Source organism: Amycolatopsis sp. NPDC051716, assembly GCF_040681595.1.
In the GTDB taxonomy this organism is placed as follows: domain Bacteria; phylum Actinomycetota; class Actinomycetes; order Mycobacteriales; family Pseudonocardiaceae; genus Amycolatopsis.
Map to the genome: position 1 here is coordinate 104,079 of NZ_JBFAZA010000035.1, position 19,404 is coordinate 123,482.

Sequence of the window (19,404 nt, forward strand, 5' to 3'; positions counted from 1 at the left end):
GTTGCGCAGCGCCGCCCGGGCGGAATTGCGTTGGTGCGAGCTCCATGATCGGGAACAATCGCCGGAATGGACATGCGCGCCCTGCTCGCCCGGATCGATCCGCTGGCCGCGCCGGCCCGGCGTCGGGTCCTCGCCGACACCGCACGCGCGCTGGCGGGCTCCCCGGAGCTGACCGCTCTGCTCGCGGACCTGGACGCCCTCCCCGGACTCCCGCGCACCTGGGCCGCGGCGATGGCCGTCATCGGGGGCGACGACACGCACCTGCGCCGCAGCCTCGTCGCGGCCGATGCCCGCGTCGCCGGTCCGGCGATGCACCACTGCGCCCGCCACGGCCTGCACTTCGACGCCGTCACCGCGGCCCTGCCGGCCGCGCCGCTCGCGTGGCGGCACACCCTCTACCGCGCGGTGCGCGCCACCGGCGCCACGGAGTGGGCCGAAGCTCTCCTGCCTTCGGTGCGCACCCGTTTCGGTGACCACGAGGCCGCCGCCGTGCTCCCGGCTTGCGAAGCTGGCACGGTCACGGCCTTGCTGCCGGAGCTGGACTTCGCCGTGCCCAACCTCGCCGCGCTGACCCGCCGGCACCCCGCCGTCGTGCTCGCGCACCTGCGCCGCCGGTTGGCCGAAGCCGGCGACGCCGGCCGCAACGTCACCTGGGCGCGTTTCGGGCCCGCGCTGAAGCAACTGGTCCGGCACGATCCGGCGCAGCTCGTCGACCTGCTCGCGCACTCGGGACCGCTGATCGGGCTCCCGGCCGGCGCGGACCGCTGGCTGGCCGCGGCGACCGCCGCCGATCCGGAGCGCGTCGTCGCGATCCTCGCCGATCCGGCGCGGCTCATCCGGTTCCAGCCGGGCCGGAGCGCGCAGCGTGCTTTCCGGCTGGCCTCGGACGAGTCACTGACCTCGCTGGCGCGCACCTGCCTCACCGATGCGAACCGGTTGACGGCGTTGCTGCGCGGGCTTCCGCCCGGCCGGCGTCCGACCGTCCTGAGTGGAGCGTTGGGCGAACGGGACCTGCAGCAGGCCCGGCTGCCGATGACGCTGCTCGACGTCCTGCCGTGGTGGTCCCGGCACGAGCAGGCCCGCCGGCAGCTCGCCACCCGCCCCGTGGCCGACCACCCCGATCTGCGGCGGCAGGCGACCGCCCGGCTGCCGTGGCCGGAGGCCGAGCCCCTGCTGCGCGCCGCGATCGCGCGGCCGACCGCGGCGGAACGGGCCCTCGGTTACCCGTTGCTGATCGGCGCGGCGGCCGCGACCCGGGATCCGGACGTCGTCGCCGGCCTGCTGGCGTCACTGACGCGGCTGCCCAACGAGCAGGACCCGGTCCGCCAGGTCGCGCTCGCCGCCGTCGCCGCGATCCCCGGGTGGCTGCTGCGGTCGGCCGATCCGGCCACCCTGGTCAAGCTGGCCACCGATGCCGTCCAGGCCCGGGACGCGTCCTGGGGCACCCGGCACGCGGTCGGCACCACGGCCGTCGGCCTGGTCCGGCAGGGCACCCTCACGACGCGGCCCGACCTGGTCGAAAGCGGCCTGCGGATCCTGGAACTCTCCGGTGGCCACGCGCACACCCTCGACCTGCACCGGCTCGACCAGGACCTGCCCCGCGGTGCCGAGCACGGCCTGTTCTCCGCGCTGCGGCCGCGCATCGCCGCCGACGCCCGCGCCGGCCGCTACGCCCTGGCCCTGTCCCTGGCCGCGGGCCTGCGCCGGCGGGCGTGGGCGATGCCCGGCCTCCAGGCCGTCGTCGGCGAAGCGACCGGCGCGGCCGACGACACCACGGTCCACCGGGCCCTGGAGCTGTGGCTGGCCCCGCCCGCGACCCGGGACGAGCGCGTCGAGTCCGTGCTGCGGCGCGACTCGTCCACGATCACGGTCGCCGCGGTGGCGAACGCGGTCAGCGGGCGCCGGACCGATCTGCTCGACCTCGTGCTGGACCGGCCGCCGCACGGCCGGTTCGCCGCCCGCGGCGTCCGGCTGGTGGCGGCCTTCGGCGGGTCGTCGCGGCACTGGCTGCCGCGCCAGGTCGCGCGGTACGCCGAGTTGCTGGCCGACCTCGCCACCGCACCCCGCAAGCCGGTCTGGGAGCGGGTTTCCGCCGTGCGCCGCTTGGCGAGCTTGCCCGGCGCCCGCGTCGACGACGTGACGCCGTTCCTCCAGGACGGTGAAGTCGCCGTGGTCGAGGCCGCACTGGCGGGGCTGGCCTGGACCGATCGGCCGGGCGACGCGCTGGGCATCTTGCTCGGCTACGCCGACACCGAGCGTGCCCGGGTCGCGGTGTACGCGGCCGGCCGGGCCGCGCGGACCATCCCGCCGGCCGAACTGGGTGCGGCACTCCGGCCGGTGCTGGCGGGGAAGAAGCTGACGTCCCGCAAGGAGGCGGTCCGGCTGCTCGCCGAGCACCGCGTGCCCGGCGCAGCCGGCGAACTGGCCGTGCTGTGGGCGGACCCGCGGCTGCACCGCGACCTCCGCCGCGCGATCGTGTCGGCCGCGCGCCGGCTGCTCGACGACGAACGCGCGTGGCGGTGGCTCAGCGAAGCGTCCGCGATGACCGCGGTGGCCACGGCCGTGACCGAAGCCGACCCGATGACGGTCGCCGAGCGGTACCGCGCGCGCTACGGCGCGCTCGTCCGGACCGTGGCGGGCAGCGCCGACCCGGACACCGCGCGGATCGGCTTGGCCGCGTGGCCCGCGTGGAGCGTCTGGGACCGCGAAGGACCTGCCGCGCTGGTGCCCCTGATCGGCGACCTGACCAGCACGGCGACTTGGCGATCCGTGGTGGAGGCGGTGCTCGCCGCAGCCGCGGTCACCGGCGATCCCGCACCGGTGCACGCCGTGGCGACGACGCTCGCCGAATCGGCCGACGTCGTCGTCGACGGCCGCGACCAGCCGGCCCGGCAGCGACTGCGCCACTTCCTCGCGCGCTTCGCGGCCAGCTTGGACGCAGGGGGCGAAACGATGTGCGCTGAGGCGCAGCGGCTGTCCATGGCGCTGGCGGACCGGGCGGAGTACCGAACGGACGCGCTCCTGCTCGCGGTAACCGCCCTCCCCCGCCGCGGCGACCTGCTGCCGGACCTCCGCCGGATCGCCGCCATCGCCGACCGTCCCGCACTGGCTTGGCAAGTAGCGGACCGGCTCGCGGCCTGGCTGGCCGGCCACGCCCCGGGCCGTCCGGAGCTGCGCGATACCGCCTGGGCCCTCACGGCGAACCCCGTGGAGGCGTTGTTCGCGGCGAGTATCGCGAGCCAGGCCGGGCCTCACGCGGGATGGCCGCCCCCGTGGCGGGAGCTGGTATCGGCGTTGCGCGACCACTCCGACGCGGATATCCGCGAACGCGCGTCGCACATCTTCTTCGCTCCCGAGTGATGCCGGGGCGCCTCGCGTTCAGAATTGCGACGAACGGCGGAACCGCGCGCTGAGCTCGCCGCTCGCCCGACGACGGCGAGGTCTGGGAATGGCCGAGGCCGACGCGGCCGAGAAGCTGCGCGACGGGAAGCGTTCCTGGCGGTGCTGCGCACCGAGAGCGCGAAGAGCGCCCCTTCTTCCTGACGGACCACGCCTATCGGACCGGCAAGACCATCGGCTGCATCGAGACGGAGAGAACGACGATCGCCCTGGCGTCCAAGCCGTTCACGGGATGAACGCCACGGGGAGCGCTAAGGTGACCCGAGCCGACTCGAGGGGATCGCCATGACCGATCAGGAAGGCGCCGACTGGATTCCGGCCGGGGCCGATCTCTCGCGGCCCAGTGCCGCGCGGATCTACGACTACCTGCTCGGCGGGGCCCACAACCTCGCGCCCGATCGGGACGTCGCGCGCAAGCTCGAGGCCATCCAGCCCCAGGTCGCCGCGGTCGCCCGGCGGAATCGGGCCTTTCTCCGGCGCGTGGTGCGGTTCATGCTCGACCGGGGCGTCCGGCAGTTCCTCGATCTCGGCTCCGGCATCCCGACCGTCGGCAACGTGCACGAAGTCGCCCAAGAGGTCGATCCGGCCGCCAAGGTCGTCTACGTCGACTACGAACCCGTTGCCGTCGCGCACAGCCGGATGCTGCTCAAGGGCAACGTGCACGCCGAGGCCCTCGAAGCCGATGCCACCGACACCGCGGCCGTCCTGAAGTCCGAACCGGTCGAACGGCTGCTCGATCTCGACAAGCCCGTCGGGCTGCTGGCCATCACCCTCGGGCACTACCTGCCCGAGGTCCGCGGGGTGTTCGCCGCCTACCGTGACGCCCTCGCGCCCGGCAGCTACCTCGCGCTCACCCATCTGACCAACGACTTCGCCGTCCTGAGCGACCCGCGCGTCGCCGAGACCATGCGCCAGACCCAGGATCACATCCACCCGCGCAGCAAAGACGAAGTGCTCGCGCTCTTCGAGGGCTTCGAGCTCGTCGAACCCGGGCTGACCACCTCCGCCAACTGGCGGCCGGACCGGCTCGCCGCCGTCGTCGATCCCGAAGAAGACGGTTTGTACGCCGGGGTCGGTGTCAAGGTTTAGGCGAACCGCTCCCAAGCCGATTGGCGGGTCATCCCCAATGCCTCGCCGATCTGGGACCACGTGCCGCCCAGGGCGCGGGCCTTGCCCACCCAGGCCGCCAGGTTGTCCTGCACCTGGGTGCTCGCCGCCGATACCGGGCGCAGGTTCGAAAGCACCTGCTCCAGGGGCAGGTCGTGCTCCCACGGCGCGATCAGCGGGACGTCGGCCGGCTTGCCTTCGATCACCGACACGCACAGCTGCACGCACCCGTCGCAGATGAACACCCCCGGGCCGGCGACCAGCGTGTCCACTTCCGTGTTGGGCTTGGAACAGAACGAACAGCGTGCGAACACCGCGGTACTCATGAGACCTCCCTTGTCAGGCGTGACCTTACAACCGTAAGGGTGCGCCTGACAAGAGGAAGGCCGCCGTCCACTCGGACAGCTCCGTCAGCCGGCCGGTCAGCTCCTCGATCTCCGCCCAGCGGCGGTGCTCGCGCTCCAGGTCCGGCACCAGGAAGTCCTCCACCAGCAGCAGAAGCGTCGCGATCTCGTAGGCGACGTCGGCGAGCTGCAGGAACGGCCGGTACTGGGCCTCCGTGCCCGCCCCGTGCCGCGCGGCCCAGTCACGGGCGCCGTGGCCGGCGGTGCGGCACACCGCCTCCACCGTGCGCCGCAGGTCACCGCGACGGGAGCCGGGCGGTCCTTCGGCCAGCGGGGCGACGTTCCAGGCCACCGACAGCAGGCAGCACCCGGCGTCGTCCATCGACTCGTTCATCACCGGACGTACTCTGCTGACCGGCACGCACAGTCCCGCCGTTCCGACTCGCCGGCTCACCCCATCGTGTGGCCGACCAGCCCGGATCGGGTGAGCATCGGCACCGAGACGAAGTCCGCGAGGGCCTGCTGGCCGGCGGCGTTCGCGTGGATGCCGTCGCCGTTGTCGTAGGCCGGCAGGATGCTGTTGGGCTTCAGCGGGTCCGCCAGCACCGTGTCGAAGTCCACGACGCCGGAACACGTGCCCCCGCAGGTGTTCCAGCGCTCGACGAACAGCGCTATCTCGTGCCGGGCGAGGTTCGCCTGGTCGCTGTACCCCGGCCGCGGCGTGCTCGGCGTGACGTACACCGAGATGCCCGCCGCTCGCAGGCGCGCGAACACGGCCCGGTAGCTGTCGAGGATCGTCGCCGCGTCGCAGCCGTACGCCAGGTCGTTGGTTCCGTAGTAGTAGATGACGGCCGTGACGCCGTGCAGCGCCAGGACGTCCCGGTCCAGCCTGCTCGCCGCGTCCAGGCCCGCGACCGACGGCGGCATCCCCGGGCACGACCGGGCGCTCGTCGTGCCCGAGACGCCGGCGTTCGCGACCGCGAGCGGCGCGGACGAGGCGACGATCCGCCGCGCCAGGTCGTCGGTCCACCGGCGGTTCGCGCCGAGCTCGGTGCAGCCGGGGCCGCAGTTGGTGCTGCCGATGCCGTCGACGACCGAGCTGCCGAACGGGACGACGACGCCCTGCAAAGCCGCGTTGTGCACGTCGACGGCGCTGACGACGTACGTGGCGCCCACCGTCGCCGTGAAGGCTTCGCCCGAAGCATCGCCGGCGTGGTCACCCGAGTCCGCTGGCGTGAGGTAGTTGTCGCGCAAGGCCGCGCCGTGGCGGCCGGGCACGGCGGTCCCTTCGACCGCCATGCTCACCGCGAGGTCGGAGTCCGGGCGCGTCACGAGCTTCGTCTCGTCGCTCCAGACCTCGCCCCCCGCCGGGATCGTGACGGCGTGGCGCCCGAAGAAGGTCAGGTCGCGGACCCCGGTGACCGCGGCGCCGCCCGCGCTCGGCCCGGCGGTGGCGTGCCCGATGGTCAGCGGCCCGGCGCCGAAGGTGTTCTGGAACCGGACGCGCACGGCGTCGCCACCCTGGCTGAGGTGGGTGATCATCCGCAGCGACTGCCCGGTGACCGCCGTGTCGGCCCGCCCGTCCTGGGACTGCGCCCACGACGTGAACCACGTCCGCCCGGCCCCGGCGGCACCCGGAGCGGAGACGACGGCGGCCGCGGCCACGGAAACCGCAGCGAGAACGGCGATCCTGCGCACGGCGCCTCCTGAGTCCACAAAGGACGAGCGACGAACAGCTCCTCCGCCGATCGTAAGCAGCCGGTCACGGAGGCGACAAGGTTTTGTCCGATCTTGTCAGCGGCGGCGGTCTCCGGTTCGATGGCGACATGAGCGAACCCCGCACCTTCGGCGATCCGTACGAAACCCCGGACGGGACGACGGTGATCCCGGTCCACCGGCCGGTCGGCGTGTTCGCGGTCCGCGACGGCCAGGCCAAGTGGGAACCGGCGGTCGACGCCACGCGCGTCGCCCTCCTGGGCGTGGGCATCGGGCTGGTCGCCGCCACCCTCGCCGGGATCGCCATGGTGCACCGGCCGCCGTGGCCGGACCTGCGCGCGCGCCGGCGCTAGGGCGGGGGCCGACCAGGGAGACCTAACCCTTCGCCAGCGCCTGCACCCGGCCGATCGGGCCGTTGTAGTAGTTCTGGTCCCCCGGCAGGGCGCCGCCGCGAGCGAACTGCCAGATGCTCTGCTTCTCCCACCCGGCCGGCAGCTCGCCGACGTCCGGGCCGTAGCGCGCCAGCCACAGCGGGTCGGTGTTGCCGAAGCGGGGCGTGTTGCCGGTGCACTGCTTCCACCAGGCCGTGCTCGTGTAGATCAGCGCGCTGCGCTTGACCTTCGCCAGGTACGTGCGGGTGAAGTCCGCGATCCACGCCGTCAGGTCGGCCGGGTTCTTGCCGTAGCAGACGTCGCCGTACGGGTTGTATTCGACATCGAGGGCGCCGGGCAGCGTGGTGCCGTCCGCGCGCCAGCCGCCGCCGTTGGCGATGAAGTACTCCGCCTGCTCGGCGCCGCCCGAGACGTCCGGGCGGGCGAAGTGGTAGGCGCCGCGGATGATGCCCGCCGCGTGCGCGCCGTCGTACTGCTGGCCGAACTGCGGGTTGACGAAGCCGGTGCCTTCGGTCGCCTTGACGTAGGTGAACTTCGCGCCGGCGCCGGCCGCGGCGGCCCAGTCGACCGGGCCCTGGTGCCCGCTGACGTCGTGCCCGAGCGTCTGCCCGGCCGGGTCGGTCCGCGGGGTGCCCTGGACGCCTTCGTGCCGGGCGATCTGCGTGCCCGCGTAGTTCGTGTCGGCCAGGGAGTAGTCGGCCTGGGAACAGTCGGCTCGGGCGGGCGTCGCGGCCACGACCGCCGCGAACACCGCCAGCGCGGTCGCGCCCGACAGCCGCCGTCTCGTCACGGTTCGGTTCATCCGGCCTCCGATCTCGGTGGCAGCAGCTCCGGAACCCATGCTGCCTGCCGGGCCCGGTTCCCGCGAGGCTTGTGTCACCCGATGCAGTGATCTTCAGAGTTCGGTGGTGATGATCGCCTCGACGAGCACTTCCCCGGCCGGCGTCAGCTCGACGACACCCGGCCGCAACCGGACGAGGCCCCGCGAAGCCAGCGAGCGGAACTTGCCCAGCCACGGTTCCGCGAACAGCGAGCGCCCGGGGAACCGCGCGGTGTGCCGGGAATCCCGCAGCGGCTGCAACGTCGTGAGCGCCATCTTGACGGCCCGGGCTTCCTGCGCCTCGGGCGTGAACCGCGTCGCGGACCCCAGCGGGATCCGGCCGGAGCGCACGGTTTCGGGGTAGCGGCGGGAGTTCACGTCGGTGATCGCCTCGGACGCGCGGCAGCTCGAGCTGCCGCCCAGCCCGATCGCGACCTCGGCCTCCTGCTTGTCCTGGTCGACCATGATGGACTTCCACTTCTCCGGCCCGAGGCCGTCGCGCGCGAAGTACATCGTCGGGTGCTCGGTGTACCCGGCCGCGCGCAGGCCCTCGGTGAGCAGCTCCCGCATCTGGTACTGCTCGCCGAGCGTCGGCCAGCGGTGCCCGTCGCGCACCAGCTTGTCCCGGTAGGACGGCAGCTGCCACGCGGCCGGCTTCTCCCCGGTGACGCCGGTGCGGGTGTCGCTGTAGGACGCCAGGTGCAGCTTCGTGCACACCACCGCCGTCACCTCGTTCTCCAGCACGACGTCGAGGTCGCGGCGGACGCTGTCGAGGGTCTGGTCGAGCAGCCCGTACATCAGGTCGATGCTGACCCATTCGAAGCCCGCCGCCGTCGCGTTGCGGACGAAGTCGACGCACATCTTCGCGGTGTGCTCGCGACCGCACAGCTCGAGCACGTGGTCGTCGAACGACTGGACCCCGCTGGACAGCTTGGTGCAGCCCAGTTCCCGCAGCAGCTCGAGCTTGGCCGGGGTGAACGTGCTCGGGTCGCCTTCGAAGCGGATCGTCGTGTCGGCGGTGAACCCGAAGTGCGAGCGGTAGAACTCCAGCAGGCGGCGGATCTCGGCCTCCGGCAGCAGCGACGGCGTCCCACCGAAGACGTTGAACTCCCCCACCTCGGCACCGGCCAGGTTCGGCACGGCGTCGAGCCACAGCCGCGCCTCGGCGATGTTGAGGTCGACCCAGTCGGCCGCCTTCTCGATCTTGCCCTTGACCAGCACCACCGGGTACTGGCAGAACCGGCAGCGGTAGGCGCACGTGGGGATGTAGGACCACAGGTGGATCGGCCCGGACGAGGCCAGCTGCGCGTCCAGGTCGCGCAGGAACTCCGCCGGCGTGCCGGGCACGTTGCCCGGAAACACGTGCGCCCCGAACGGGTCTTCCTGCACGAAGTCGAGCAGGTGCCGGTTCTCGGGCGCCTCCAGGACGTCGAGCACGGCGGGCCGCGGCCACGCGGGGTCGATCGCGTGCAGCGAGCCGACCGCTTCTTCATAGCCCAGGGTCATTCAGAACACCCCTCCGTTGCCGAAGTAGTTGTGCGCTTCTCCCGACTCGCGGTCCTCGCAGTAGTAGCGGACGAACTCCGCGAACCGCGCGGCCGGCACCGCCGCCAGGCACGGCGGCAGGGGCGGCGGGTGGCCGATGTCCGCGCCGACGTGCCGCCGCAGGCAGGCGAACAGCTCGTCGGCGAACTCGAAGTACAGCCGGTAGGACGGCGTCTTGTAGGCGTGGATCGGCGTGAAGTCGACGACCCGCATCTCGTGCCGGAGCTCACTGATCCGCCGGGCCAGCCGCGCGGCGAGATCAGGCCCGAAGAACGCGATGACGGCGTCGTCCTCCAGCAGCGCGGGCGTCAGGAGCACCGGCAGGATGGTGTTCTTCGGGGTGAAGTCCTTGATCGAGAACTCCCAGGCCTGCTTCGCCTCGGCTTCGGTGAGGTCGGTGGGCACCGGAGGCGCCGACGGCCGGATGTCGCGCATGACGATGATGCCGTCGGAGCCGTAGGCCCGGCCGGCGATGACCTCGTCGATGGCGTGGTCGACGCGCCGCGGGTTGATCTCGACGCGCGAGCGCGGCGCGTAGGTGATCGCGTCGCCGCCGCTGGCGACCTTGATCCCGAAGTCCCAGTCGTCGGAGAGGTGGTTGACGAACTTCCCGTCCTGCAGCTGGTAGAAGATCTCGATGCCGCCGGCGCGCTCGTAGGCGTCGCGCTCGACCGCGAAGCCCTTGCCGTCGGGGAAGCCGCCGAAGAGCGCGAAGGTGACGGCGCGGCAGCGCAGCGTCCGCTGGATCGCGTCCCACAGCCTCGGCCGCCCGGTGAAGTGCTCGGCGTTGTAGTAGTAGTCGCAGACGCCGATGGCGGCCTTGCTCGACTCCATCGCGGCGAACAGTTCGCTCAGCCAGTGCGGGTCGACGCGGCAGTCCGCGTCGGCGGAGACGAGGTAGTACCGCTCCCCCGGGTCGCTGTCGGGCCGGTTCCGGCTGCGGGCCGCGGCGAAGTCCATCCCCGCGCGCCTCGCGCACGAAACACCCTGCTCGGGTTCGTGGATGACGTGCAGCGCCAGGTCCGGGTGCGCGGCCGCGAAGGCGTGCGCGATGGCCACGGTGTCGTCGGTGGAGTTGTTGTCGACGAGCACGACCTCGTACCGGCTCTTGTCCAGGGGCGCGTCGCCGTCGCGCTGGTCGTGCAGCGTCCGCAGCACTTCCGGGAGGTTCGCGGCCTCGTTGTACACCGGCAGCACGACGCTCAGCCGCGTCGCCGCGCCCATCGGCGGCGGGTACAGCCGGTCCACCAGGTCGTCGACGACCCGCGCGCCGAACCGCGCCTGCCCGAGTTCCGAGTTCACCCGCACCACTTCCGCCCGTTTCCCTTCGTCGGTGATCAGCTCGGCGACTTCGCGCGCGAACGCCGCGTCCGGCAGGTCGCGGGCCCGGATGTCCAGCACCGGCGCCCGGAAGCCGTCGTAGACGACGTCGTACAGCTCGTACCCGCTGGTGATGTACGGCGTCCCGGACGCGATCGCCTCGCTGACCGGGTTGCCGTAGCTCTCGTAGTCGTAGGAGGTCAGGAAGGACACGACCGTCGTGTGGGCCAGGAGATCGCGCACGGAGTACCGGCCGGGGACGGCGGTGTCGTACGGGGTCAGCCAGCCGCCGAACACGACACGCTCACGCACGCCGAGGCGGTTCGCGAGGTCGACGAGCCGGGCGTGCTCGGTAGCCGTCTCGCCGACGTCGCCGGCGACGAACAGCCACGCGTCCGACAGCAGGGCCAGCAGGTGGAGGTCCCGGTCGATGCGCTTCTGCGGGATGATCCGCGTGATCCGGGCCAGCAGCGGGACGCCGTCCGGAATCCCGTGATCACCCCGGAAGGCCGCGTTGCGCTCGTCGATGCGCGCGGGGGCGATGGCGAAGGCGTTGGGCAGGACGTCGATGTTCGCCAGCTCCGGGACCCACTCCAGCGTCCGCGCCTTCGCCTGTTCGTGCAGGGCGAAGTAGTGGATGTGCGGGGAGTTCCGCGGCGCGGGGACGCCGGGGTACGGGAACGTGCCGTACTTGGCGATGCCGGGTTCGCTCTGCCACATCAGGTCGTGGTCGCGCCAGAACACGAACCGGCCGAGCCGGTGGCGCGCGCCGTAGCGGTCGATCGCGGCGTACAACGCCTCGGTGTAGGCGAGGTTCTCCGGCAGGGTCCCGTTTTCGACCATCACCACGGTCACGCCCAGGCGTTCCCAGGTGGCCACCATCCGGTCCGCCAGCTCGCCGGCGACGCGGTCGATCTCGGGCCGCAGCGTGTCGTCGCCGTCCTGCACGACTTCGCTCAGGACCCGCTCGACGAAGTCGCGGTCGTAGCCGCGGATCCGCTCGACGCCTTCGACGCGGTCGAGCGTGACCCAGTCCGGCAGGAGCTGGGCCTCGTCGCGGTAGGGGCGGAAGAACGCGCCCTTGTCGGCCTTGACGTCGTACCCGAGATCCAGGTGGACGCGGTGCCCGCGCGCGGCGAAGCGGTGCGCCGTCTTGAGGAACTCGACCACGACCCCGGACAGCGGAGTGGCGTCGAAGGACACGCCCCAGAGCACTGACATCGATGTCAAACCCCCGTATCGGCCTCGCCGTGGTTTCCAGCGTAAACGCCGGGGTGTCGAACGGCCGTGTGAGCGCTTTCGTGGTTGACCGCGGGGCGCCGCAGCCTCCACAGTGACCGCATGAACCGGGCCCTCGGGGTGCTGACCTGCGGCGCCTTCCTCTCGATCGTGCTCGGGGTGCTCGGCTCCGGCGAACCCCGGCTCGCCCTCGTGCTCGGCGCGGTCTTCGCCGTGCTCGCGACGGTGGTCTTCGGCTGGGTGCGCGGCCGCGAGCGGCTCGCGTGGAGCGCGGCCTACGTCGCCGTCCAGCTGCCCCTGGCCTTCGTGCTCTTCACGATCGACGCCGGCGTCGGGACGACGTTGTTCCTGGTCGTGCTGGTCAGCCAGTGCGTGCTGCTGCGCCTGCCGCGGCCGGCGATCGCGCTCGTGATCGCCGTGGTCCCGCTCGTGCACCTCGGGATGTCGCTGGGCGAAGGGCTGCGGGAAGGGATCGGCACGTTCATGTCGGTGCTGTTCGCCGCGATCATCACCGAACTGCTGCTGCGGGAACAGCGCTCGCGCGGCGAACTCGCCGAGGCGCACGCGAAACTCCGCGACCACGCCGCCCAGGCGGAGCGGCTCGCGACGGCGCAGGAGCGCAACCGCGTCGCGCGCGACATCCACGACGGGCTCGGGCATTCGCTCACCGTCGTCCAGATGCAGGTGAAGGCCGCGCGGGCGGTGCTGCCGGCCGATCCCGGCAAGGCCGACGCCGTCCTGGCGAAAGCCCAGGAGCAGGCCGAAACCGCGCTGGCCGAGGTGCGCCGTTCGGTACGGACGCTGCGCGAACCGCGGGCGATCCCGCCGCTGCCGGAAGCGCTGCAAGCCCTCGCGGAAGAGACGTCGGCGACCGGTGTCACGGCCCGGCTCACGGTGACCGGCACCGAACGCCCGCTCTCCGAGGAGCAGCGCGAAGCGCTCTACCGGGCCGCGCAGGAAGGCCTGACGAACGTCCGCAAGCACGCCGGCGCCGAGACCGTGGCCGTCGTCCTGGACTACGCCGCCGCGGCGGTCCGGGTCGAAGTCCGCGACGACGGCCGGGGCAGCGACGGCGGCGAGCCGGCCGGCTTCGGCCTGGTCGGGCTTCGCGAACGGGCCACTCACCTCGGCGGCGAGCTCGCCTTCACCTCGACCCCCGGTGGCGGCAGCGCCTTGACCATGGAGATCCCCGGATGACGCCGGTCCGCGTCCTGCTCGTCGACGACCAGGCCCTGTTCCGCGAAGCCCTCGCCACCCTGCTCGCCACGCACGACGGCATCGACGTCGTCGGCGAAGCCGGGAACGGTGCCGAAGCCCTGCGCGAAGCCGCTTCGCTGGCACCGGACGTCGTCCTGATGGACCTGCGGATGCCGGTCCTCGACGGCGTGGCCGCGACCCGGCGGCTGCGGGCGGAGCAGCCGGGCGTCCAGGTCATCGCGCTGACCACCTTCGACGACGACGAAGACGTCTTCGCGGTCCTGCGGGCGGGCGCCGTCGGCTACCTGCTGAAGGACGTCTCGTCGGCACGGCTGGTCGAGGCGGTCCTGGCGGCGGCGCGCGGCGAGTCGGTGCTGCAGCCGTCGGTGGCGGCCAAGGTGGTGGCGCGGTTCGCGCAGCTGCCGGACGCGCCCGCGCCGCGGCCCCAGCCGCTGGTGGTGCCGCTGTCCGAGCGCGAACTCGACGTGCTGCGGCTGCTCGCCGGCGGCCGCAGCAACCGCGAGATCGCCGCGGCGCTGTTCCTCGCCGAAGGCACGGTGAAGAACCACGTCACGAACGTGCTGGGCAAGCTCGGCGCACGCGACCGGACCCAGGCCGCGCTGCGCGCGAGGGATCTCGGCCTGCTTTAGACCGTGACCCCCGGTCATGACTTCCGGCACCTGGCAGCACGGCCGGGAACCGCGATCCTCGTCCAGGAGCGACCCTGGAGGGAAACCATGACCACCACCGAAGTCACCCGGACCACCGCCCGCAAGCTCGCCCGGTTCGCCGGCCACTACGTGGAAATGGTCGTCGCCATGCTCGTCGGCATGGTGGCGCTCGGCCCGCTGTGGCCGGCCGCCTGGCTCGAGCGGCCGGCCGTCGACGCGATCGTGATGGCCACCAACATGACCGTCGCGATGGTGGCCGCCATGGCGCTGCGCCGCCACGCGTGGCCGCGGATCGCCGAGATGGCCGTCGTGATGTACCTGCCGTTCGTAGCGCTGCTCGTGCCGTACGGGCTGGGCGCGATCTCCGGCACCGCGCTGATGGTCGCCGGGCACGTGATCATGTTCCCGTTGATGCTCGCCGCCATGGTGTGGCGCCGCGCCGAGTACTGGCACTGATCATGCTGAAGCGCCTCGCTTTCCTCCTCGCCGCGGTCGCCGCCGTGCTGGTGGTTCCCGCCGTCGGCGCGACCGTCTCCGCGCTCGGCGCGATCGACGCCCTCTACGCCCCCGGCCCGCCGCGGCCCGTTCCGGCCGCGGCGCCGGTCCCGCACGACCCGGCCAAGCCGACCGCGGTGGTCGTCGTCGGCGATCGCGGTGCCGTGGTCTCCGACGCACTCGCCCCCTACGAGATCCTGGCCGCGACCGGCCGGTTCAACGTCTACACGGTGGCGCCGCACCGCGAGCCGAAACCGCTCACCGGCGGCCTCGACCTGGTGCCGGACTTCGATTTCGGCGGCCTCGCCGCACGGCTCGGCGGATCCGCGCCGGACCTCGTCGTCGTGCCCGCGTTCCCGGACGTCGGCGAGCCCACCACCGAACCGGTCACCGCCTGGCTGCGGGCCCAGGCCGCGCACGGCGCGAAGCTGCTGAGCGTCTGCAACGGCGGCGCGGTGCTCGCCTCCGCCGGCTTGCTCGACGGGCGGCCGGCCACCGCGCACTGGCTGAAGGTCGACGCCTGGGCTGCCGCCTACCCGGCGGTGCGGTGGGTGCGCGGGGAACGGTTCGTCGATGACGGGAACGTCGTCACCACCGCGGGGATCCTCTCCGGCATCGACGGCACGCTGCACTGGGTCGAACGGCTGGCCGGGCCCTCGGTCGCGGCCGACGCCGCGGCGGCCATCGGCTGGCGCCGCTACGGCACCGCGGTGCCGGTGCACCCGCCGGCCGGGATGCCGGACGCGGCCGCGATCGTCAACGCCGGGTTCCGCTGGAACCCCGGCAAGATCGGCGTACTGCTCGCGAACGGCGTCGGCGAGGTCGAACTCGCGTCGGTGTTCGACACCGAAGGCCAATCGCTGTCCTCGCGCACCCTGGCCGTGAGCGCCGACGGCGGCCCGATCCGGTCCCGGCACGGACTGACGTTCCTGCCCCGGGCGGCCCTGACCGCCGCGCCGGACCTCGACCGGCTGCTCGTGCCCGGCGCGACGCGCGGGGTCACGCCGCCACCCGGCGGCCCGGCGCCCGAGTACGTCCACGACCGGCCGGGCTTCCCCTACGACACCGCGGTCAGCGGCCTGTCCCGCCGCACCGACGTCGCCACCGCTCGCTGGACGGCGAAGGTGCTGGAGCTGCCCACCGACGGGGTCGTCTTCGAAGGCGACGCCTGGCCTTGGCTGCCGACGGCGCTGCCGATCGTGCTGGTGCTGCTGGGCACGGCCGCCGTCGTCGTGGTCGTCCGGGTGCGGCGGCACCGGCGACCTGAAACGATTTAGGAAAGCCCGGACGACGTCGGACTGTGGGCACCGGGCCTACCGGTGGCGTATTGCCAATGCGTGAGCTTCTCATTACAGTCACCTACCACGCCTGGTTGAAACGTTCTAATCCCACGTTCGTCCCCGCCGCAAGGGAGCCCTGCATGCTGCCCTCGAAGCTCTGGCGCGCCACCACCACGACCCTCGCCGCGATCCTGGCCCTGTCGGCCGCCGCCGTCCCCCCGGCCGGTGCCGCGCCACCGCCCGCCCTGGCCGGCGCGCACTGGATCTGGTACCCGGAAGGAACTCCCGCGCCCGCCGGGACCCGGTACTTCCGGACGACGTTCGCCGTGCCCGCCGGTGCGGTCACCGACGCCCGGCTCGTCCTCACCGGCGACGACACCGCCGACGTCTGGCTCAACGGCACCCCGCTCGCGTCCTCGGCCCGCACCCGAGACTCGTGGCGCACGGCGCTTCCGGTGGACCTGCGGCCGGCGCTCGCCCCGGGCGTCAACACCCTCGCCGTCGCCGTCCGCAACGCCGGCGGCCCGGCCGGCCTGCTCGGGCGGCTGCGGGTCACGACCGCGGCCGGCACCACCGACCTGGCCACCGGGGCCGGCTGGAAGAGCGCGCCGACCGTGCCGGAAGGCTGGGAACAGCCCGGTTTCGCGGACGGGACCTGGGCCGCGGCCAAGGACCTCGGCGCCTACGGCACCGCGCCGTGGGGCACCCGCGTCGGCACGCCGAGCGAGTCGGAACAGACGCCGCTCTCGGTCGCGAGCGCGACCGTCGGGCAGCGCGTGAACCCGATCGGCGTCGACCAGCCGCGGTTCGGCTGGAAGCTCGCGTCTTCGGCGACGCAGCAACGACAATCCGCGTACGAGATCCTGGTGTCGGCCGGCGGCAAGGACGTCTGGGACAGCGGCCGCGTCACCTCGGCGCAGCAGGCCGACGTCGCCTACGGCGGTCCCGCGCTCGGCTCGCTGACCGCGTACACCTGGAAGGTCCGCGTCTGGGACGGGCAGGGCCGGATGAGCGCATGGGGCCCGGTGCAGCGCTTCGAAACCGCGCTGCGCGCCCCGGCGACCGAGTGGACCGGCGCGTTCCTCGGCCGCGCCACGGCCGGCCCGGACCTCGCCGGCGCGAGCTGGATCTGGTACCCGGAAGGGGATCCGCTCGGCGGCGTACCGCCGGCCACCCGCTTCTTCCGCAAGACCCTGGACCTGGCCGCGGCCCCGGCGAAGGCCACCTTGGTCGTGACCGGGGACGACACCGCCACCGTCTGGGTCAACGGCACCCGCGTCAGTGACTCGCCGCGGGTCGCCGACTCGTGGAAGACGGCCGCGGTCGTCGAAGTCGGCAGCCTGCTGACGGCCGGGGCGAACACCATCGCCATCAGCACGGAGAACACCACGCAGAGCCCGGCCGGGACGATCGCGAAGCTGACCGTCCAAGGTGGACCTTCGCTGGTCACCGACGGCACGTGGAAGGCGAGCCAGAGCGGCCCAGACGGCTGGGAGCAGCGCGCCTTCGACGACAGTTCCTGGCCCGCGGCCCGGGCGCTGACCACCTACGGCACCGGACCGTGGGGCGCGGACGTCGCCGTCAGCGCCCCCGCCCCCCTGCTGCGCAAGAGCTTCACGGTCACCAAGCGGGTCGCGAACGCGCGGCTGCTGACGACCGCGCTCGGGCTGCAGGAGACCCACCTCAACGGCGTCAAGGTCGGCTCGGAGGTCCTGTCCCCCGGCTGGACCGACTACGCGAAACGCGTGCAGTACCGGGTTTCCGACGTCACCGGGCAGATCCGCGCCGGCGAGAACGTGCTGGGCGCGCTGGTGGGCAACGGCTGGTACTCCGGGAGCGTCGGCATCGCCGGGAGCCAGAAGTACGGCACCGAGCCGTGGTACTCCGCGCAGCTGCGGCTGACCTACACCGACGGCACGAGCACCACGATCGCGACCGACGGCACGTGGAAGGCCGGTGACGGCCCGATCCGCGCGGACGACCTCTACCAGGGCGAAACGTACGACGCGCGGCTCGCCACCGGCTGGGACCGGCCCGGCTTCGACGACCGCGCCTGGGCGGCACCCCGGGTGAAGACCGGCGCGCAGCCGAATCTGGTGTCCCAGGTGGACAACGGCGTCACGGTGCAGCAGGAGTTCAAGCCGGTCGCGTGGACCCAGCCGAAGCCCGGCGTGTGGGTGGCCGACCTCGGCCAGAACTTCGGCGGCTGGAACCGGTTGTCCGTGACCGGGCCCGCCGGCACGACGGTGACCATGCGGCACGCCGAAGTGCTCAACCCGGACGGCACGATCTACACGGCCAACCTCCGCGCGGCCCAGGCCACCGACCGGTTCACCCTGGCGGGTACCGGCGGCACCGAGACGTACGAACCGCGGTTCACCGTGCACGGCTACCGGTACGTCGAACTGACCGGCCTGCCGTCGGCGCCGACGGCATCGACCCTGACCGGCCGGGCGATGTGGACCACCGGCGCGCAGACCGGCACGTTCACGACGTCGAACCCGCTGGTGAACCAGCTGCAGCACAACATCCTGTGGGGCGAGCGCTCCAACATGCTGTCGGTGCCGAGCGACTGCCCGCAGCGCGACGAGCGGCTCGGCTGGACCGGCGACATCGGGATCTTCGCCGGGACGTCGACGTTCAACCTCGACGTCGCGAACTTCCTCGGCAAGTTCAGCGACGACCTGGTCGACGCGCAGCACGACGACGGGTCGTTCACCGACGTCGCGCCGGGAGTGCTGGGCGGGTCGGGCACGGCCGGCTGGGGCGACGCGGGCGTCATCGTGCCGTACACCTTGTGGCAGCGGTACGGCGACACCGGCGTGATCCAGGAGCACTTCGCGGCGATGGTCCGGTGGGTCGAGTACCTGCGCTCGACTTCGGGCGCGGACCTGATCCGCGACCACCAGACCTACGGGGACTGGCTGAACGTCAACGACAACACCGCGCAGGACCTGATTTCGACGGCGTTCTTCGCGTGGTCGGCACGGCTGGTGTCGCGGATGGCGGCGGCCACCGGGCACGGTGCCGAAGCGGCGAAGTACGGGACGCTCGCCGACCAGGTCGCGGCCGCGTTCACCCAGCGGTTCGTGGCGGCCGACGGCACGGTCGGGTCGAACACCCAGACCGGGTACGTCCTGGCGCTGGCCTTCGGGCTGCTGCCGGCCGACCGCGTCCAGCCGGCGGCGGACAAGCTGGCGGCGCGCGTCACGGCGGCCGGTGGGCACCTGAGCGTCGGGTTCCTCGGGGTGGAGAACCTGCTGCCGGTGCTGGCGGCGCACGGCCACGCCGACGTCGCCTACCGGGTGCTGCTGCAGCCGGACTTCCCCGGCTGGGGCTACATGATCGGCCACGGCGCGACGACGATCTGGGAGCGCTGGGACGGCATCAAGCCGGACGGCTCGTTCAACGACCCCGGGATGAACTCGTTCAACCACTACGGTCTCGGCTCGGTGGGCGACTTCCTGTACCGCTCGGTGGGCGGGCTGGCCCCGGCGTCCCCGGGCTACTCGTCGCTGCGGATCGCGCCCGTCCCGGGTGGCGGCTTGACCTCGGCGAAGTCGGCGTACGAGACGCCGTACGGCGGCGCGGTCAGCGACTGGTCGATCGCGAACGGGAAGCTGACGCTGCGGGTGACGGTCCCGGCCGGTTCCTCGGCGACGGTGGTGGTCCCGACGTCTCGGCCGGCGGGGATCACCGCGCCGCCCGAGGCGGTGCCTTCGGCGGCCGGGACGTACTTCGTGCCCTCGGGCTCGTACGTCTTCACGGCTCCGGCGTGACGCCCTGACGAGCGCCCCAATGTGGCCTTGGTTGCGTTGAACGCACCCAATGTGGCCTTCGGTGCGTTCAACGCACCGAAGGCCACATTGGGGCGCTTCA

At 72.7% G+C, this 19,404-nt stretch carries 14 protein-coding genes; 8 read left to right on the plus strand and 6 right to left on the minus strand.

Annotation, left to right across the window (positions count from 1 at the left end; all coding sequences use genetic code 11):
* Positions 1-66 precede the first annotated feature (66 nt).
* Both AB0M30_RS36710 and AB0M30_RS36715 read left to right on the plus strand, forming a co-directional pair.
* The gene (locus tag AB0M30_RS36710; protein WP_364593822.1) at positions 67-3,360 is read left to right on the plus strand and encodes a hypothetical protein; all 3,294 of its coding nucleotides are present in this window, start codon (positions 67-69) and stop codon (positions 3,358-3,360) included.
* A 324-nt stretch (positions 3,361-3,684) separates the two neighbouring features.
* Positions 3,685-4,488 (plus strand): SAM-dependent methyltransferase, encoded by an 804-nt coding sequence (locus AB0M30_RS36715; protein WP_364593825.1) that lies wholly within the window; start codon positions 3,685-3,687, stop codon positions 4,486-4,488.
* Here the strand turns inward: AB0M30_RS36715 and AB0M30_RS36720 are convergent.
* The 3 genes from AB0M30_RS36720 to AB0M30_RS36730 are packed head-to-tail and all read right to left on the minus strand — an operon-like array spanning position 4,485 to position 6,548.
* Positions 4,485-4,832 (minus strand): ClpX C4-type zinc finger protein, encoded by a 348-nt coding sequence (locus tag AB0M30_RS36720; RefSeq protein WP_364593828.1) that lies wholly within the window; start codon positions 4,830-4,832, stop codon positions 4,485-4,487. The genes AB0M30_RS36715 and AB0M30_RS36720 overlap by 4 nt on opposite strands.
* Before the next feature lie 25 nt (positions 4,833-4,857).
* Complete coding sequence (locus AB0M30_RS36725; RefSeq protein ID WP_364593873.1) at positions 4,858-5,244, minus strand: hypothetical protein; 387 nt, start codon at positions 5,242-5,244, stop codon at positions 4,858-4,860.
* A 56-nt stretch (positions 5,245-5,300) separates the two neighbouring features.
* Positions 5,301-6,548 (minus strand): GDSL-type esterase/lipase family protein, encoded by a 1,248-nt coding sequence (locus AB0M30_RS36730; RefSeq protein ID WP_364593831.1) that lies wholly within the window; start codon positions 6,546-6,548, stop codon positions 5,301-5,303.
* A gap of 128 nt (positions 6,549-6,676) precedes the next feature.
* On the opposite strand from AB0M30_RS36730, the gene AB0M30_RS36735 reads away from it, so the two are divergent.
* Positions 6,677-6,919: a hypothetical protein gene (locus tag AB0M30_RS36735; protein WP_364593834.1), complete on the plus strand. Its 243-nt coding sequence runs from the start codon at positions 6,677-6,679 to the stop codon at positions 6,917-6,919.
* A gap of 22 nt (positions 6,920-6,941) precedes the next feature.
* Here AB0M30_RS36735 and AB0M30_RS36740 read toward each other — a convergent pair whose 3' ends face one another.
* The 3 genes from AB0M30_RS36740 to AB0M30_RS36750 form a co-directional block, all read right to left on the minus strand.
* Positions 6,942-7,760, minus strand: a complete 819-nt coding sequence (locus AB0M30_RS36740) for a GH25 family lysozyme (protein WP_364593836.1) — start codon at positions 7,758-7,760, stop codon at positions 6,942-6,944.
* A gap of 93 nt (positions 7,761-7,853) precedes the next feature.
* Positions 7,854-9,284 (minus strand): radical SAM protein, encoded by a 1,431-nt coding sequence (locus AB0M30_RS36745; protein ID WP_364593838.1) that lies wholly within the window; start codon positions 9,282-9,284, stop codon positions 7,854-7,856.
* Positions 9,285-11,864, minus strand: a complete 2,580-nt coding sequence (locus AB0M30_RS36750; protein WP_364593840.1) for a glycosyltransferase — start codon at positions 11,862-11,864, stop codon at positions 9,285-9,287.
* Positions 11,865-11,984: 120 nt separating this feature from the next.
* Between AB0M30_RS36750 and AB0M30_RS36755 the strand changes: the two genes are divergently transcribed.
* From AB0M30_RS36755 to AB0M30_RS36775, 5 genes are all read left to right on the plus strand, one after another.
* Positions 11,985-13,079 carry a sensor histidine kinase gene (locus tag AB0M30_RS36755; RefSeq protein ID WP_364593843.1) on the plus strand — a complete coding sequence of 365 codons (1,095 nt, stop codon included), beginning with the start codon at positions 11,985-11,987 and terminating at the stop codon, positions 13,077-13,079.
* Positions 13,076-13,729, plus strand: coding sequence for a response regulator transcription factor (locus AB0M30_RS36760; RefSeq protein WP_364593846.1), 654 nt, complete (start codon positions 13,076-13,078; stop codon positions 13,727-13,729). Before AB0M30_RS36755 ends, AB0M30_RS36760 begins: the two co-directional genes overlap by 4 nt.
* A gap of 87 nt (positions 13,730-13,816) precedes the next feature.
* Positions 13,817-14,206: a hypothetical protein gene (locus AB0M30_RS36765; RefSeq protein ID WP_364593849.1), complete on the plus strand. Its 390-nt coding sequence runs from the start codon at positions 13,817-13,819 to the stop codon at positions 14,204-14,206.
* Positions 14,207-14,208: 2 nt separating this feature from the next.
* On the plus strand, positions 14,209-15,522 hold the full coding sequence (locus tag AB0M30_RS36770; protein WP_364593852.1) for a DJ-1/PfpI family protein: 1,314 nt from the start codon (positions 14,209-14,211) through the stop codon (positions 15,520-15,522).
* Positions 15,523-15,665: 143 nt separating this feature from the next.
* Positions 15,666-19,304: a family 78 glycoside hydrolase catalytic domain gene (locus AB0M30_RS36775; RefSeq protein ID WP_364593855.1), complete on the plus strand. Its 3,639-nt coding sequence runs from the start codon at positions 15,666-15,668 to the stop codon at positions 19,302-19,304.
* The last annotated feature ends 100 nt before the right edge of the window (positions 19,305-19,404 follow it).

What these genes read in the sequence shown, in the direction of transcription:
- AB0M30_RS36710 (WP_364593822.1), top strand. Translation starts at nt 67, where the DNA reads ATGGACATGCGCGCCCTGCTCGCCCGGATCGATCCGCTGGCCGCGCCG.
- AB0M30_RS36715 (WP_364593825.1), top strand. Translation starts at nt 3,685, where the DNA reads ATGACCGATCAGGAAGGCGCCGACTGGATTCCGGCCGGGGCCGATCTC.
- AB0M30_RS36720 (WP_364593828.1), bottom strand. Translation starts at nt 4,832, where the DNA reads ATGAGTACCGCGGTGTTCGCACGCTGTTCGTTCTGTTCCAAGCCCAAC.
- AB0M30_RS36725 (WP_364593873.1), bottom strand. Translation starts at nt 5,244, where the DNA reads ATGAACGAGTCGATGGACGACGCCGGGTGCTGCCTGCTGTCGGTGGCC.
- AB0M30_RS36735 (WP_364593834.1), top strand. Translation starts at nt 6,677, where the DNA reads ATGAGCGAACCCCGCACCTTCGGCGATCCGTACGAAACCCCGGACGGG.
- AB0M30_RS36740 (WP_364593836.1), bottom strand. Translation starts at nt 7,760, where the DNA reads ATGAACCGAACCGTGACGAGACGGCGGCTGTCGGGCGCGACCGCGCTG.
- AB0M30_RS36745 (WP_364593838.1), bottom strand. Translation starts at nt 9,284, where the DNA reads ATGACCCTGGGCTATGAAGAAGCGGTCGGCTCGCTGCACGCGATCGAC.
- AB0M30_RS36750 (WP_364593840.1), bottom strand. Translation starts at nt 11,864, where the DNA reads ATGTCAGTGCTCTGGGGCGTGTCCTTCGACGCCACTCCGCTGTCCGGG.
- AB0M30_RS36755 (WP_364593843.1), top strand. Translation starts at nt 11,985, where the DNA reads ATGAACCGGGCCCTCGGGGTGCTGACCTGCGGCGCCTTCCTCTCGATC.
- AB0M30_RS36760 (WP_364593846.1), top strand. Translation starts at nt 13,076, where the DNA reads ATGACGCCGGTCCGCGTCCTGCTCGTCGACGACCAGGCCCTGTTCCGC.
- AB0M30_RS36765 (WP_364593849.1), top strand. Translation starts at nt 13,817, where the DNA reads ATGACCACCACCGAAGTCACCCGGACCACCGCCCGCAAGCTCGCCCGG.
- AB0M30_RS36770 (WP_364593852.1), top strand. Translation starts at nt 14,209, where the DNA reads ATGCTGAAGCGCCTCGCTTTCCTCCTCGCCGCGGTCGCCGCCGTGCTG.
- AB0M30_RS36775 (WP_364593855.1), top strand. Translation starts at nt 15,666, where the DNA reads ATGCTGCCCTCGAAGCTCTGGCGCGCCACCACCACGACCCTCGCCGCG.